Below are 13714 nucleotides of genomic sequence, written 5' to 3'. Positions count from 1 at the left end.
CGGGGATACAAGGGGTCAGCACAGCTACATTCACAGGAGGCCGCCGGTGAGACGAGCGCGCCCGGGGGCGCTGCCCCGCGGAACGGGCAGTCGCGCCCTGACCAGCGTCGGAGCAGGGGCCGATTTCGGCGGTCCGCGCACCGACCAGACCCTCGAGCAGGAACCGGTGGTGACGGACGAGGAGCGGACCCAGTCGAAGCTGTGGCACATCACCCTCAGCGTCTCCGGCAGCGAGACCCCGCTGAAGGAGGTCAGACGCGGCCTGGAACAGCTGGCGCACGACCATCCGTTCCTGCTGACCAGCCGGTATGCCAACGACCATGCGGAGATCCGCTACTGGGAAGAGGCGCGCGACCTCCACGACGCGGCCGCGGTTGCGCTGCGGCTGTGGGGTGAACACAGATCGAGTGCCAGGCTCCCGCCATGGGAGATCGTCGGCCTGGAGGTCATCGACCGGGAGACGTACCACCAGCGCATCGCCGAGGGCTACGGCCCACCACCGGCGGCCCCGGTCGGGGTGCACCCGTACTGACCGGGCGTACGTTGCAGGGTGCACAGGTACCAGGGTGCTTGTCTCGCATCACGGGATACGTGACGGATGCCCGCAGTGTGCGCACTACCCTGCGGGCATGACCACGCTTTCGCCGTACGACAACATGTCCCCGGTCGCCCGGGCCGCCTACCGGGCACGCGCTGCCGCCGCCGACATCGCACCGCTGCCGCGCTCGGCGAAGGACGATGCGCTGCTGGCGATCGCGGACGCGCTCGAGGTGCGTACCAGCGAGATCGTCGCGGCCAACGCCGAGGACGTCGAGCGCGCACGCGAGGCCGGTACGAGCGAGTCGATCGTCGACCGGCTCACCCTTACTCCCGAGCGGATCCGCGCGATCGCCGCCGATGTGCGCGATGTGGCGGCCCTGCCCGACCCGGTCGGCGAAGTGGTACGCGGATCCACCCTCCCCAACGGCATCGACCTTCGCCAGGTGCGGGTACCGCTCGGCGTGGTCGGCATCATCTACGAGGCCCGGCCCAATGTGACGGTCGACGCCGCGGCCCTCTGCCTGAAGTCGGGGAACGCCGTGCTGCTGCGCGGTTCGTCCTCCGCGTACGCCTCCAACAGCGCCCTCGTGCGGGTGCTGCGGGACGCAGTGGGCGGGTCGGGCCTCCCGGCCGACGCGGTGCAGCTGGTTCCGGGGGAGAACCGCGATTCGGTACGCGAACTGATGCGCGCCCGCGGCCTGGTCGACGTACTGATCCCGCGCGGCGGCGCCTCGCTGATCCGTACCGTCGTGGAGGAGTCCACCGTCCCCGTCATCGAGACCGGCACCGGCAACTGCCATGTGTACGTGGATGCGCAGACGGATCTCGACATGGCCGTCGAGATCCTGATCAACTCCAAGGCGCAGCGCCCGAGTGTCTGCAACTCCGCCGAGACGCTCCTGGTCCACAAGGACATCGCCGCGGACTTCCTGCCGCGGGCCCTGGAGGCGCTGGCCGAGGCCGGGGTCACCGTGCACGGTGACGAACGGGTGCTGGAGCACGCGGAGGGGTCCAAGGCCACCGTCGTGGCGGCGACGCCGGAGGACTGGGAGACCGAGTACCTCTCGTACGACATCGCGGCGGCCGTCGTGGAGTCGCTGGAGGCGGCCGTGGCGCACATCCGGCTCTGGTCATCGGGCCACACCGAGGCGATCGTGACCACGTCACAGGCAGCGGCCCGCCGGTTCACCCAGTTGGTGGATTCCACGACCGTCGCCGTGAACGCCTCCACGCGCTTCACGGACGGCGGGCAGTTCGGCTTCGGCGCCGAGATCGGCATCTCCACGCAGAAGCTGCACGCCCGCGGGCCCATGGGGCTGCCGGAGCTGACCTCGACGAAGTACATCGTCACCGGCGACGGCCACATCCGGTAGCCCCGGCATGCCCGGGGCGGGGCGGGTGAATCTGTGGGCTCTCTGCCCAAAACGCCCCGCCGCGGCTACGCTGAAGCTGTGCCGGACGACGTGGGGGGCAGGCCGTTCCCGGACGGCTGGGAGCCCGACGACGACCGCGGGGGCGCGGACGAGGACTTCGCCTCCGTGGTGTTCGACGAGGACTTCGTACGGTCCGCCGAGATCCATGAACCCACTGCGGTCGAGCGTCTGCTCGCTGCCGCGCAGGACCGCGCCGAGGCCGAGGCGGCCAAGGCGCGTTCGCGCGGCGCTGCCATGGACGACGACCTCTACGACGACGGGCCGGACGGCCTGTACGGCCGCGAGCGGGCTTTCGGGGACCTATGCGACCTGGACGGCCCCGACGGTGACTACGAGGACGACAGCGGCCCCTACGGGCGTCACGGCGGGGCTCTGCGCCCCTACCGGGGCACCGCGCGCTGGCACCGGCCGGTCGCTTGGCTGCTCGCCCTCCTGATGGGTATCGGGATGGTCGCGCTGGCTTTCAGTGCCGTCTATCGAGGTGCTGCGGCCAACCGGCAGGACCGGGTCCCGCCGCCGGTGACGAGCGGGGTCGACAAGCCCGGCGTCGCCCCCTCCGCATCGGCCGACTACTCCCGCCCGGCGGTCTCCGCGATCCCACGCACGCCGTGACCCGCAGTTGCGGATGACGCCATGCGGTCGCGTTGCTCGTCCCGGCGGTCCAGCTGTTCGGTTCCCGAGCGGTGTCGCGGTGCGCGTGGGGTGTCCCGGTTCGGGTGCAATGTCGTGGTTCCCGCGCGGTGGTGCGGTTGCCAGGGGTGAGAGCCGGTGGCTTCACGGGTCGGGGTGCCCGGCAGACCGGTGCGGCGGGCCGACGGGGCAGTCCGCGCGGCCCTCGGAGCAGCACCGTCCGGCGCGCCGGAGCATCCGGCGGGCGGCAACCTCCGGTGCGCAGCGGCCGGCGTCACGCGGTTGGGGCAATCCGGTTCGGCTGCCGGAGGCGTAACCCGGTGGCGTAACCGCGAGCCTCCCCGCCTGCGCTCCCACCTGCACGGCGTTTACCTTGATGACGATCGACCCAATCTGAAGGTATGAACCTGTGACCCCTCCTCCCGTCCCCGTCCCCGGGGAGAGGGCCCTTCACTTGTCCATGCGTCGAACCCGTGACGGACAGGTCCGCCCGATGCCTATCGGCTGAGGCGGCCCCAGCGCCCGCACTCGCCGGTGGCGTGGAGATCGGGAGAAGTCATGACAGGCCGCGGAGAACCGCCGGAAGGGCCTCCCGAGAACTCCTCGGGAGGTGAGGACGAGTACCGCTCCCTCGTCTTCGACGAATCGTTTGTTCGTGCTGCGCGTCTGCAGGAATTCTCCGCCCAGGAACGGATGGGCGAACCCGCCCGCGCCGTGCGTTCCCTGCCCGGCCGCACCGCGCGCCGGCGCTCCCGGGCCGCCGTCGCCCTGGTCGTGCTGATCGCGCTCACTTTCGCCGCTGCCGTCTACATGGGCTTCCGCAACCCCTATCCGGAGCCCGCGGGCAGGCATGCCGAGCCCCTGCGGACGACTCTGATTCCTCTCGCCCCGCAGGGCGCCGTGCCCGGCGGGACTCCTGACGCGCTCTTCGCCACCGGTCCGGCGGCGGAATTCCGGACCGGTGCATCGGGCATCAACCTGCCGGCGGTCCGGCGGACGAAGAACTTCTCGGACAGTCAGGTGACGACGGCCCTGATCACGGTCAAGGACTACCTGGTGGAGTCCTCGCTCGACCCCGATGTGCTGACCGGTGGCATCGTGCGGCCGGTCGGGAGGTTGATCGACCCGGACCAGACACCCCAGTTCGACCGGAGCATGAGCTCGCCCGACGGGGACGGCGAGCACATGGCGACGGGCTGGCTCGTGCGCTTCGACCCCGCCGAGGTGGAACTCGCGGATCCGGAGACACGGGTCCAGGGCACGCTCTCCTACGCGGAAGCGGGGTCGGACACCCTGGAGGTGGTGTCCGACCACACCTTCACGTACGCCCTGCGACCGGCCGTATCCGGCCCCCACCGTGCGGACGGCGCCTCGCTGTTCACCGTGCGGCGCGAGCTGCATTTCCTCGTGGACCGGGAGGACCTCCGGCTGCACCGGCTGGAGGTGCGGAGCGCCTACGTCCAGGCCGGGCCGCAGGCGTGCTCCGCCGATGCGGCAGGCGCACTGCGTCCGTTGTTCGCCGGTGAGCGGGCCGACACCCGAGGTCCGGCCGGGACGGACCCGTATGCCACGGGCCTGCCCACCGCGGCGCTGTGCGGGACGCTTGCGGTCAGCTCCCTGCCGTCCCTGAGCCCTCTTCAGGGTCCGGACGCCGCCAGGTCCCATCGGAGCCGTCCGTAGTGTCCGTGGACGGGGCACCGCCCTTGCCGGCTGCCCCGCCGCCGCTGCTCCCGCCGCTTGCCCCGGTGAACTTGTCCCGGAGCTTGCCCCCCAGGTCACCTGCACCGCCTGCGATGTCCCCGACGAGCTTCATCAGCGGGTCCTTGCTGGTGCGCACCGTGTCCGCGTAGTGCGCCGCGGACTCCCGGAAGGAATCCGTCACCGAGGTGTCCTTGTCCTCGTCACGCCGGGGGTAGTGGCCGTCCATGATCCGCTGGTAGTCGCGGGTCTCCGACCACTTCTTCAGCTCGGCCGCCCGCACGGTGGTGAAGGGGTGGGAGCGGGGCAGCACGTTGAGGATCTTGAGTACGGAATCGCGCAGATCGCCGCCCTTCTCGTACTCGTCGGCCTGGGCGAGGAAGGCGTCCACATTCATCTCATGGAGATGATTCCCGCCCGCGATCTTCATCAGACCGCGCATCGAGGCCTGCTGGTCCTGCCCGACCAGAAGTCCGGCCCGGTCCGCGGACAGCTCCGACTTGCGGAACCACTCGCGCAGCGCCGTCACGATCGCCATGATCGCGACATTGCCGAGCGGGATCCAGGCCACCTTGAGTGCGAGGCCGGTGAGGAAGAGCAATATCGTCCGGTACACCGCGTGACCGGAGAGGGCGTGGCCCACCTCGTGGCCCACGACCGCCCGCATCTCCTCCTCGTCGAGCAGCTCCACCAGGCCGGTCGTCACCACGATGATCGGCTCGTCGAGACCGATGCACATGGCGTTCGGCCGCGGGTCCTGATTGACGTACATGGGTGGGACCTTCTCCAGGTCCAGGATGTAACAGGCGTCCCGCAGCATGTCGTTGAGGTGCGTGAACTGCGCGTCGCTCACCCGCACGGAGTCCGACAGGAAAAGCAGCCGCAGGCTGCGCTCCGGGAGCAGCCCGCTGAGCGCCTTGAACACGGTGTCGAAACCGGTCAGCTTGCGCAGGGCCACCAGGGCCGAGCGGTCCGCCGGGTGTTCGTACGCCCGGGAGGAGATACCCGGGAATCGCTTGCGCTGCCTGCTCGGCACGCTCTCGTGACTGTTGTCGGTCATGGATGCCCCCTGTGTGTACGAGACGTCGCTCGTCCCCCTGACAAAACCCAGCGTAGGTGCTGGCGCTACGGTGTGCGGGGGGCTGTGGATAACTTTGAGGAGCGCCCGAAATGCCGTACACCGTCGCAGTGCTCGCTGCCGTATCCGGGGACCAGGGGCCCGGCAATACGCTCCGCATCGTGCTGCTCGTCTCGCTCGTCGGAGCTGCCCTGCTCGCCTGGTTCCTGCTGCGCGGATACCGCAACGACGACAACAACGACTGAGTCGGCGTGAGCGTGCCCGAGGCGCCCGCATACGATGTCCGCGACGTCTTCCTTCCGACTCCCGATCGATAGGTCCTGCCGAAGATGAGCCTCACGAGCACCGCGCACCAGCTGGTCACCCTCGCCTCCGAAGGCGGCGAGCAGGGTGGTAACCACGAAAGCCTCAGCCCGTACCTCACCGGCGGCGGTGCGCTCGTCGCGCTCCTGCTGCTTCTGTGGATCACGACGCGCTTCAACCGAGACCGCTGAGGCAGAGGCGAACAGCTGTGCCAGTAGGCTCTGCACGCATGGGAGAGCAGGAAGTGCCTACCGGCCGCGGCAAGCGCCAACTCGGTGTGATGGGCGGGACGTTTGACCCGATCCATCACGGACACTTGGTGGCGGCCAGCGAAGTGGCCGCCCATTTCCACCTCGACGAGGTCGTCTTCGTCCCGACCGGGCAGCCGTGGCAGAAGAGCCACAAGCACGTGTCCCCGGCCGAGGACCGCTACCTGATGACGGTCATCGCCACGGCGTCCAATCCGCAGTTCTCGGTCAGTCGCAGTGACATCGACCGTGGCGGACCGACGTACACGATCGATACGCTTCGGGACCTGCGTGCGGTCCACGGCGACGCGGACCTCTTCTTCATCACCGGCGCCGACGCGCTGTCCCAGATCCTCACCTGGCGGGACGCGGAAGAACTCTTCTCGCTCTCCCACTTCATCGGTGTGACCCGGCCGGGTCATGTGCTCACGGACGACGGACTGCCCGAGGGCGGGGTCTCGCTCGTGGAGGTACCCGCACTGGCGATCTCGTCCACAGACTGCCGAGCGAGGGTCCAGCAGGGGGATCCGGTCTGGTACCTGGTGCCGGACGGTGTGGTCCGCTACATCGACAAGCGCCAGCTGTACCGCGGCGAATGAGCCACGGAGAGGGGCACCGGTGAACGACCGACAGAACCCGTACGACCCGTACTACCAGCAGCAGCCGCAGGTCATCGGCTACGACGAGTACGGGCAGCCGGTCTACCAGCAGCAGGGGCAGCAGCAGGGGCAGCAACCGTACGACCCGTACGCGCAGCAAGCCCAGCAGCCCTCCCGGCAGGACGGGCAGACACAGCAGGACTACGGGACCGGCCAGGGATACGGCTACGACCCGTACGCCGGTACGCAGCAGCAGTACGACCCGTACGCCGCTCCTCAGCAGCCGCAGCAACAGCCGCAGCAACAGCCGCAGCAGTCGCACCCGCAACAGCAGGGTTACGACTACGACGGCGGCTACGGGAGCTACGGGTACGACACCGGCCAGCAGCCCGCCGTCGACGACTCCACCCAGCAGTGGAATGCCCCGCAGCCCCGGAGTGCTCCGGCGGTCGCGCCACCGGAGCCCGGGCCGCGGCGTGGGCCCGAGCCGGCGCCCGAACCTGTGGTCCCCGAGCAGCGCCGCGCCGACCGCGACTACCGCACCGAGCAGTTCTCGTTCATCGAGGAGCCCGACGAGGACTCCGAAGACGTCATCGACTGGCTGAAATTCACCGAGAGCCGCAGCGAGCGGCGCGAGGAAGCGCGACGCCGCGGGCGCAAGCGGATGGTCGCGCTGATAGTCGTCATGGTCCTCATGGTGGTCGGCGGGGCCGGCTACCTCTGGTACGCAGGCAAGATCCCCGGCCTCTCGGACCAGGGCAAGCAGGACACCACGGCAACGGGCCCGCAGCAGCGGGACGTCATCGTCGTCCATCTGCACAACACCAAGAAGGGCGGCACCTCCACGGCGCTGCTCGTCGACAACGTCACCACCAAGCAGGGCACCACCGTCCTGCTTCCCAACTCGCTCTCCGTGGCCACGGACGACGGGTCCACCACCACGCTCGGCAAGTCCGTCGACGACGACGGGTCCACCGGCACACGCGAGGCGATCGACACCTTGCTCGGCACCAGGATCAGCGGCACCTGGCGGCTCGACACCCCGTACCTGGAGAACCTCGTCGAGCTCGTGGGCAACATCGAGGTCGATACCGACACCGACGTACCCGATGCCAAGAAGGGCGCGTCACCGCTCGTGAGCAAGGGCGAGGGGCAGACGCTGAGCGGCCAGATGGCCGTCGCGTACGCCACCTACCGGGGCCCCGGAGAGCCGGAGGCGAAGCAGCTGCTGCGGTTCGGACAGGTCATGCGCAGTGTTCTGCGCAAGATGTCGGAGGACCCCAAGGCCGCGACGGTCACAGTGGAGACCCTGGCGCAGATCCTCGACCCGTCGCTGCCCGAGCAGGACCTGGGTGCCTCGCTGGCAAAACTTGCCGGGCACGCCAAGGTGGGCGACTTCAAGACGGCGCTGCTTCCGGTCCAGGACGACGGCACCCTCACGGAGAAGGCGACGGAGAGCGTCGTCAAGGACATCCTGGGCGGCACGGTGAAGGCCCCGGACCAGGGCGCGGCCGTACGGGTCGGAGTCAAGAACGCCACGGGCGACGCGGACGGCACGGAATTTGCCAGAGTCCAGCTGGTCAACGGCGGATACGCCTTCGTCGACAGCGGGAAGGCAGGCGCCGAGGCGTCCTCCCAGGTCGTCTACAAGGCTGCCGAGGACAAGGCGAAGGCGGTCGAGGTCGCCAAGACTCTGGGCCTGCCGACGAGCTCGGTGAAGCAGGGCAAGCCCGCGGCGAATGCCGATGTGTCCGTCGTGCTCGGCCAGAACTACAAGATCGATTAGCGCCCGGTGTGAACGTCGTAAGGGCTGTCGGCGGTCCGTGAGACCCTAGAGGTTGATCTGACCGCCGACGAAAGCCTGCATGTGACCGCCACGGACCGCTCCATCGAGCTCATCAACGCTGCCGCCCAGGCGGCAGCCGACCGGCTCGCGCACGACATCATCGCCTACGACGTCAGCGACGTGCTGTCGATCACCGACGCCTTCCTGCTGGCCTCGGCTCCCAACGACCGCCAGGTCAAGTCGATCGTCGACGAGATCGAGGAGCAGCTGCAGAAGCAGCTCGGCGTTAAGCCGGTACGCCGTGAGGGCGACCGCGACGCGCGCTGGATCCTCCTCGACTACGTCGACATCGTCATTCACGTCCAGCACAGCGAGGAGCGTGTCTTCTACGCGCTCGAGCGCCTGTGGAAGGACTGCCCGGAGATCGCCCTCCCCGAGGACGCGATCAAGACCCGCGGCAAGGCCGAGGAGCACGCCCAGCTCCACGGTGTCACGGAAGGTGAGCAGAGCTGAACGGCAGCAAAGGCGGCAGAGGCCGCAGAATCGTCCTTTGGCGGCACGGCCAGACGGCGTGGAATCTGGAGCGCCGTTTCCAGGGCTCCACGGACATCGAGCTCACCGAGGCCGGCATCGGACAGGCCCACCGGTCCGCCCGGCTGCTCGCCTCGCTGAAGCCCGATGCGATCGTGGCCTCCGACCTGCAGCGGGCAGCGGCCACGGCCGCCGAGCTCGCCGCGGTCACCGGCCTCGACGTCGCACACGATTCCGGACTGCGCGAGACGTATGCGGGCGCCTGGCAGGGTCTCACCCATGAGGAGATCGTCGGGCAGTACGGCGAGCAGTACGCCGCCTGGAAGCGCGGGGAGCCCGTGCGCCGGGGCGGTGGCGAGCTGGAGACGGAGGTCGCCGACCGGGCTGCTCCGGTCGTCCTGGAACACGCTGCCAAGCTGCCCGACGGTGGCACGCTCGTCGTGGTGAGCCACGGGGGCACCATCCGGACGACCATCGGCCGGCTGCTCGGTCTGGAGTCGTATCACTGGGAGGGGCTCGGCGGGCTTTCCAACTGCTGCTGGTCCGTGCTCGGCGAAGGTGCGCGGGGCTGGCGCCTGCTCGAGCACAACGCCGGGACACTCCCCGAACCGGTGCTCGGCGACGACGATTAGCGGGTGTCCGGGGGGTGTCTCCGGGCGGCGGGGGCCGGATTTCACTTTCCGGCTGGTCGCAGGCTAAAGTTCTTCTTGTTCGCAGCGCGGAAACGCAGGGAAACACAGCGGACAGCGGGGCTATAGCTCAGTTGGTAGAGCGCCTGCATGGCATGCAGGAGGTCAGGAGTTCAATTCTCCTTAGCTCCACAATCAAGATCCCGTCCCCAGCAGGGGGCGGGATCTTTGTCGTGCCGTCGTGCCGTTGCGCTGTCTTGCAGTCACATGGGCTGCCGTCCTGGGAGCCGGAGCGCTCAGCTCCTCTCTCCTCCTCTCTCTCCTCCTCCCCTCGTGCACCTCTTCAAGCCTTCTTCGCGGGTGCGGTGGCTGGTTCGTACGGCTCGGGCAGGCGGTCCGATGGTCGGCGGGCTGACCCCCTTGCGGGGCCATGGCAGAATCGGACCGCCGGAGGGGGCGACGGACCGATCGGGAGGGAGCGCGATGCCTGCGAGCCGCGAACAGGTCCCGGACCTGCCCCTTACCTCCAGGACGCACCCCGGCCCGGTGACCCTGCAAGCGGACTCCTACGCGTGCACGGCCTGCGGCCACAGTCGGAGCTGACCGATGGGTGCACACAGGCGTAAGTGCGACTGGTGCGGCAGCGGTACGCCCATTGTCAGGGACATGGATCCGGTCAATTCTGAGTTCCAGTACTGGTGCGAGGAGTGCGCCCGGGCGCTGATCATAAAAGGCGACCCCATCGAGACGTACCGGGAGCTGGAGGGGGAGCCCATCTACGGACGGCTCCTGGAGGAGCACTGCACCCTCAAACGCTTCTACTCCTTCGCCACCGCCTGACGAGGCCCGGGTGGCCGGACCCACCGCTGGTCAGGGCTTCGCGGGTAGGGCATATCGGGACAGAGTGGAAACGATTTGGTGAAGGGCCGGGGGGACCGTGTAATGTTCTCGATGTCGCCGGGGGAACCGGGCGACAAGCAAGGGGCTATAGCTCAGTTGGTAGAGCGCCTGCATGGCATGCAGGAGGTCAGGAGTTCAATTCTCCTTAGCTCCACAGTGAAGAAGCGGTCCATCCGAATCGGATGGACCGCTTCTTGTTGTGCACCCGAAGGTGTCGAGGGCTCCGGGTCAACTGCGTCCGCTGCCCAGGGCCTTCCGCTGGGCACTCGGGAGTGCCGGGCGTTCGGCAGGAGCCTGCTCGATGCGGAGCGCGAGTGCCGGGCATCGCCGTACGGCACGCTGGGCGCGGCCCCGCAGATGCATCGGAACGGCCGCGTCCGCGAGCGCCGGGTACCCGTCGGGGCCGAGCCTGATCAGTTCGGGAACGATGTCCGCACACAGCCCGTGGCCCTGGCAGAGCGTCCAGTCGACCGCCAGCTTCTCGCCGCTCGGAATGGACTCCTCCGCGTCCTCGTAACCGGGAGCGGGCAGGGGCAGTACCCCGAGCGTCTCGCGTCCGCAGCCGCCGTCCAGGACATGCGCCGCCAGGTCGTCCGTGAACGCGGACAGGGTTGACGCCAGGAAGCGCGCCGAGCCGTCCGGATGCTTGCATGCCCCGCGGCCCTTCACGGCCTGGGTCACCTCCCGCAGGGCCGCAAGGGCAGCGGGACCGCCGCCGTTCAGCACATCGGAGAGGCCACCCGCGGCAGCGGGCAGCCCCAGCTTGCACGGGCCGCACTGGCCCGCGGTTTCGGCCGCCAGCCAGTTCGCGATGCGCAGCGACTCCCCGATCGGGCAGGTCTCCGGCCCGATCGGCAGGATCGCCCCCGCACCGAGCGCACCGCCCGCAGCCGCCAGGGACGCCCGGGAGACCACGGCGTCGTGCGAGGCGATGGCGTCGATCCAGTTGCCGTGATAACCACCGGTCAGCACGCCCTGAGGCAGCGGCGGCGCACCGGCCAGCTGCAGCACGTACCGCAGGGGAACTCCGGTGGGCACCTCTATGACCATGGGGCGCGCCACGGCCCCGGAGACGGTGAGCAGGACCGTGCCGGGCTCGTCGGGCAGGCCGGTGTGCCCGTAGCGTCGGGAGCCGATCCGGGCCGCGACCGCGAGCTGTGCGTACGTCTCCGCGTTCGACAGCAGGGTCGGGGCGCCGCCCACTCCGGACTCCGCCGCGCGCTCCCGGCGGCCCGGTGGCAGTGCGGGGCCGCCGTTCACCGCCCGGATGACTGCCGAGGCCTCGCCCGAGACCATGCGCTCCGGGGTGCGCACCACCCGGGCGCGCAGGTGCTGTCCCCGCCGGTCCGACAGCCCGCGCTCTGCCAGGGCGGCGCGGATGGAGATCTCCGTGGAATTGCGGGTGACGGCGACGACCAGGGTGCGCGCGCCGAGTGCCTCCGCCGCGAGCAGGGCGCCGTCGAGGATGAGATGCGGAGCCCGGTTGAGCAGCACGGTGTCCTTGCGGCAGGCCGGCTCGCCCTCACTGCCGTTGATCACGACGACGGGCCGCACCCCGCGCCGGATGGAGGCCTTCGCCACGGCGCGCAGCTTCTTGCCGAACGGGAAACCCGCGCCGCCCCGGCCACGCAAGGAGATGGACTCGGCCAGTTCGGCAAGGCGCTCACCGGTCATCGGTTCGAGCGGGCCGTGCACCTTCAGGTGCATGGCGAGGTCGATCCGCTCCACCAGGTCGAAGCCGGTGGTCAGCTGGGGAAGGCCGACTACGCGGACCTCGGGCACATCGGGGAGTGGGACATTCACGGTCGGTCTCCTGCGGGTGCGTGCCAGGGTTCTCCGGCGGGAGGCGGATAGAGCCCCGGCAGCTGTTCGGTGTCGGCGTTGCTCCAAGAACCACTGCCGTCGTATCCCGCCGGGTCGGCGGTGGGGACGGAGCCGGTCGATGGGGCATCGGGGTAGGCGTAAGCGGTCTCGGTGTATGAGGGCGTGCCGTACGCGGTTGACTCCTGGGTACGGGCGTAGGCGTGCTCCGGATCGTAGGAAGGGTCCGGGTCGTACGAAGGCCTGAGCGCCTGTGCGGGGGGTGCAGGGGACGGCGTGGGCCAGTGGCCCTCCGTCGCACGTTCCTGCGGGGGGACAGACGGCCGGGAGACGGCGCGATAGGCGGCGGAGATGCCCGGCCCGGGCCCCGGCCCTGTCGCGGCCCCTGTCGCCGTTGTGGCGTCGGGGCCCCGACCGAGCCGCTCGGAGCTGCGCGGTGGAGCTTCGTACAGAGGCTCGTTCAGCGTGGCCCCGTAGAGAGGGGCTTCGTACGGAGGGGCCTCGTACAGCGGCGGGGAGGGGGCGGCGAGCGTACGGGGACGGACCGGGGTGCCACGTACCTCGCGGTCCTCACCCCACCCGGGCGCCTCACGCGGCAGCCCCTCGCGCGGCGGCGCAGGCGTCTGGTCCGCGCCGGGGAGCGGGGAATTGCGAATGACCGGGTCCGGGTCCGGGGGAGGGCCGTCGGGGCTGATCAGGGTGGTGACCAGATCGGTGATCAGGCGCTTGGTCGGGGCGGGCAGCAGCCGTAGGCACAGGGCGGCGGCCACCGCGAGCAGACAGAGTATGTACATCACGACGACCCAGGTCGCGGGCTGACGTCCGGCGTACAGACCGTGCACCAGTGCGGAGCACCAGGCCGGATAGGCCAGCGAGTGCAGCGCACGCCAGCGGCCGGCGATCTTCCCCGGGGTGGCGAAGGCGCTGCGCATGGCGCCGGTTGCCGCGGCGACGATCATCAGCAGCCCGGCCAGCGAGCCGAAGCCGATGAGGCCGGCCGCGCCACTCACGCCGAGGCCGAAGGGTATGAGGGCGCCGAGCAGCTCCACGTGCCCGAGCGAGACCTTCACGGTGCCGTGCAGCAGGAGGAAGCCCAGCGAGGTGACAGCGGCGGCCCGGTGGATGCCCTGGCCGATCAGCCGCTGACGGATCGAGAGGAAAATCCGGTCGGTGGCCAGCAGGCCCCAGGCGACCGCAGCGGTGAGCGATACCAGCGTCAGGACGCCGGTCGTGAAGTCGAGTCCGGCGCGAAAGCCGTCGCTCCCTGCGACGGCGAGCAGAGGGAGGAGCACCAGCGCGGCGACGGTCAGTCCGCCCTGCACCGGGCGGCTCATTGCTGTGCTGGGGCTCATGGAGGGGGATGAGCGGATCCTGCGGTGAGGCTTCATGGGGGCGACTCCGAATGGTTCGGCAAAGCGGTCCCGTTGCCGCATGGTAAGTCGCTGCATACCGGCCAGTACGAGGTTTGAGTTGTTGCCCCGATAGAGGGCAGTACGCGGAGTAACCCCCGGAGTGTGT

At 69.7% G+C, this 13714-nt stretch carries 14 protein-coding genes and 2 tRNA genes; 13 read left to right on the top strand and 3 right to left on the bottom strand.

Features of this window, described 5'->3' with window-relative positions; translation table 11 throughout:
• Positions 1–46: 46 nt before the first annotated feature.
• The 4 genes from ACFWBQ_RS33145 (at position 47) to ACFWBQ_RS33130 (ending at position 4283) form a co-directional block, all read left to right on the top strand.
• A complete protein-coding gene (locus ACFWBQ_RS33145) occupies positions 47–532 on the top strand; it encodes a hypothetical protein (protein ID WP_385505770.1) in 486 nt (161 codons plus the stop codon).
• 97 nt (positions 533–629) lie between these two features.
• Positions 630–1913 carry a glutamate-5-semialdehyde dehydrogenase gene (locus tag ACFWBQ_RS33140; RefSeq protein WP_385505767.1) on the top strand — a complete coding sequence of 428 codons (1284 nt, stop codon included), beginning with the start codon at positions 630–632 and terminating at the stop codon, positions 1911–1913.
• 78 nt (positions 1914–1991) lie between these two features.
• Positions 1992–2585, top strand: a complete 594-nt coding sequence (locus tag ACFWBQ_RS33135) for a hypothetical protein (RefSeq protein WP_385505765.1) — start codon at positions 1992–1994, stop codon at positions 2583–2585.
• 576 nt (positions 2586–3161) lie between these two features.
• A complete protein-coding gene (locus tag ACFWBQ_RS33130) occupies positions 3162–4283 on the top strand; it encodes a hypothetical protein (protein WP_385505763.1) in 1122 nt (373 codons plus the stop codon).
• Here ACFWBQ_RS33130 and ACFWBQ_RS33125 read toward each other — a convergent pair.
• Positions 4213–5361 carry a M48 family metallopeptidase gene (locus tag ACFWBQ_RS33125; protein WP_385505760.1) on the bottom strand — a complete coding sequence of 383 codons (1149 nt, stop codon included), beginning with the start codon at positions 5359–5361 and terminating at the stop codon, positions 4213–4215. The two genes, ACFWBQ_RS33130 and ACFWBQ_RS33125, sit on opposite strands and share 71 nt — an antisense overlap.
• Positions 5362–5471: 110 nt before the next feature.
• Here ACFWBQ_RS33125 and ACFWBQ_RS33120 point away from each other — a divergent pair, with 110 nt between their 5' ends.
• The 9 genes from ACFWBQ_RS33120 to ACFWBQ_RS33080 all read left to right on the top strand — a co-directional run bounded on the left by ACFWBQ_RS33120 (position 5472) and on the right by ACFWBQ_RS33080 (position 10529).
• Positions 5472–5624 carry a hypothetical protein gene (locus ACFWBQ_RS33120; RefSeq protein WP_385505757.1) on the top strand — a complete coding sequence of 51 codons (153 nt, stop codon included), beginning with the start codon at positions 5472–5474 and terminating at the stop codon, positions 5622–5624.
• An 84-nt stretch (positions 5625–5708) separates the two neighbouring features.
• On the top strand, positions 5709–5873 hold the full coding sequence (locus tag ACFWBQ_RS33115) for a hypothetical protein (protein ID WP_175420871.1): 165 nt from the start codon (positions 5709–5711) through the stop codon (positions 5871–5873).
• A gap of 38 nt (positions 5874–5911) precedes the next feature.
• Positions 5912–6529: a nicotinate-nucleotide adenylyltransferase gene (gene nadD, locus ACFWBQ_RS33110; RefSeq protein WP_385505754.1), complete on the top strand. Its 618-nt coding sequence runs from the start codon at positions 5912–5914 to the stop codon at positions 6527–6529.
• A 19-nt stretch (positions 6530–6548) separates the two neighbouring features.
• On the top strand, positions 6549–8315 hold the full coding sequence (locus ACFWBQ_RS33105; RefSeq protein WP_385505752.1) for an LCP family protein: 1767 nt from the start codon (positions 6549–6551) through the stop codon (positions 8313–8315).
• A gap of 81 nt (positions 8316–8396) precedes the next feature.
• On the top strand, positions 8397–8828 hold the full coding sequence (gene rsfS, locus ACFWBQ_RS33100) for a ribosome silencing factor (protein ID WP_385505747.1): 432 nt from the start codon (positions 8397–8399) through the stop codon (positions 8826–8828).
• The gene (locus ACFWBQ_RS33095) at positions 8825–9478 is read left to right on the top strand and encodes a histidine phosphatase family protein (protein ID WP_385505845.1); all 654 of its coding nucleotides are present in this window, start codon (positions 8825–8827) and stop codon (positions 9476–9478) included. Before rsfS ends, ACFWBQ_RS33095 begins: the two co-directional genes overlap by 4 nt.
• A gap of 116 nt (positions 9479–9594) precedes the next feature.
• Positions 9595–9667, top strand: a tRNA-Ala gene (locus ACFWBQ_RS33090).
• A 414-nt stretch (positions 9668–10081) separates the two neighbouring features.
• Positions 10082–10315 (top strand): hypothetical protein, encoded by a 234-nt coding sequence (locus ACFWBQ_RS33085; protein WP_329211167.1) that lies wholly within the window; start codon positions 10082–10084, stop codon positions 10313–10315.
• 141 nt (positions 10316–10456) lie between these two features.
• Positions 10457–10529, top strand: a tRNA-Ala gene (locus ACFWBQ_RS33080).
• Between the two features lie 74 nt (positions 10530–10603).
• On the opposite strand, the gene ACFWBQ_RS33075 is transcribed toward ACFWBQ_RS33080, so the two are convergent.
• Together ACFWBQ_RS33075 and ACFWBQ_RS33070 are read right to left on the bottom strand one after the other, a co-directional pair.
• Positions 10604–12178, bottom strand: a complete 1575-nt coding sequence (locus tag ACFWBQ_RS33075) for a ferredoxin (protein WP_385505741.1) — start codon at positions 12176–12178, stop codon at positions 10604–10606.
• Entirely contained in the window at positions 12175–13530 is a 1356-nt protein-coding gene (locus ACFWBQ_RS33070; protein ID WP_385505843.1) for a hypothetical protein, read from the bottom strand. The genes ACFWBQ_RS33075 and ACFWBQ_RS33070 overlap by 4 nt, the downstream gene beginning before the upstream one ends.
• Positions 13531–13714: the final 184 nt, after the last annotated feature.

This window comes from Streptomyces sp. NPDC060035, from assembly GCF_042736635.1.
In the GTDB taxonomy this organism is placed as follows: Bacteria; Actinomycetota; Actinomycetes; order Streptomycetales; family Streptomycetaceae; genus Streptomyces.
Note: the sequence above shows the minus strand (reverse complement) of the source record. Positions and strands in the feature narration are given on the sequence as shown.

What these genes read in the sequence shown, in the direction of transcription:
- ACFWBQ_RS33085 (WP_329211167.1), top strand. Translation starts at nt 10,082, where the DNA reads ATGGGTGCACACAGGCGTAAGTGCGACTGGTGCGGCAGCGGTACGCCC.
- ACFWBQ_RS33140 (WP_385505767.1), top strand. Translation starts at nt 630, where the DNA reads ATGACCACGCTTTCGCCGTACGACAACATGTCCCCGGTCGCCCGGGCC.
- ACFWBQ_RS33070 (WP_385505843.1), bottom strand. Translation starts at nt 13,530, where the DNA reads ATGAGCCGCCCGGTGCAGGGCGGACTGACCGTCGCCGCGCTGGTGCTC.
- ACFWBQ_RS33120 (WP_385505757.1), top strand. Translation starts at nt 5,472, where the DNA reads ATGCCGTACACCGTCGCAGTGCTCGCTGCCGTATCCGGGGACCAGGGG.
- ACFWBQ_RS33125 (WP_385505760.1), bottom strand. Translation starts at nt 5,361, where the DNA reads ATGACCGACAACAGTCACGAGAGCGTGCCGAGCAGGCAGCGCAAGCGA.
- ACFWBQ_RS33115 (WP_175420871.1), top strand. Translation starts at nt 5,709, where the DNA reads ATGAGCCTCACGAGCACCGCGCACCAGCTGGTCACCCTCGCCTCCGAA.
- nadD (WP_385505754.1), top strand. Translation starts at nt 5,912, where the DNA reads ATGGGAGAGCAGGAAGTGCCTACCGGCCGCGGCAAGCGCCAACTCGGT.
- ACFWBQ_RS33130 (WP_385505763.1), top strand. Translation starts at nt 3,162, where the DNA reads ATGACAGGCCGCGGAGAACCGCCGGAAGGGCCTCCCGAGAACTCCTCG.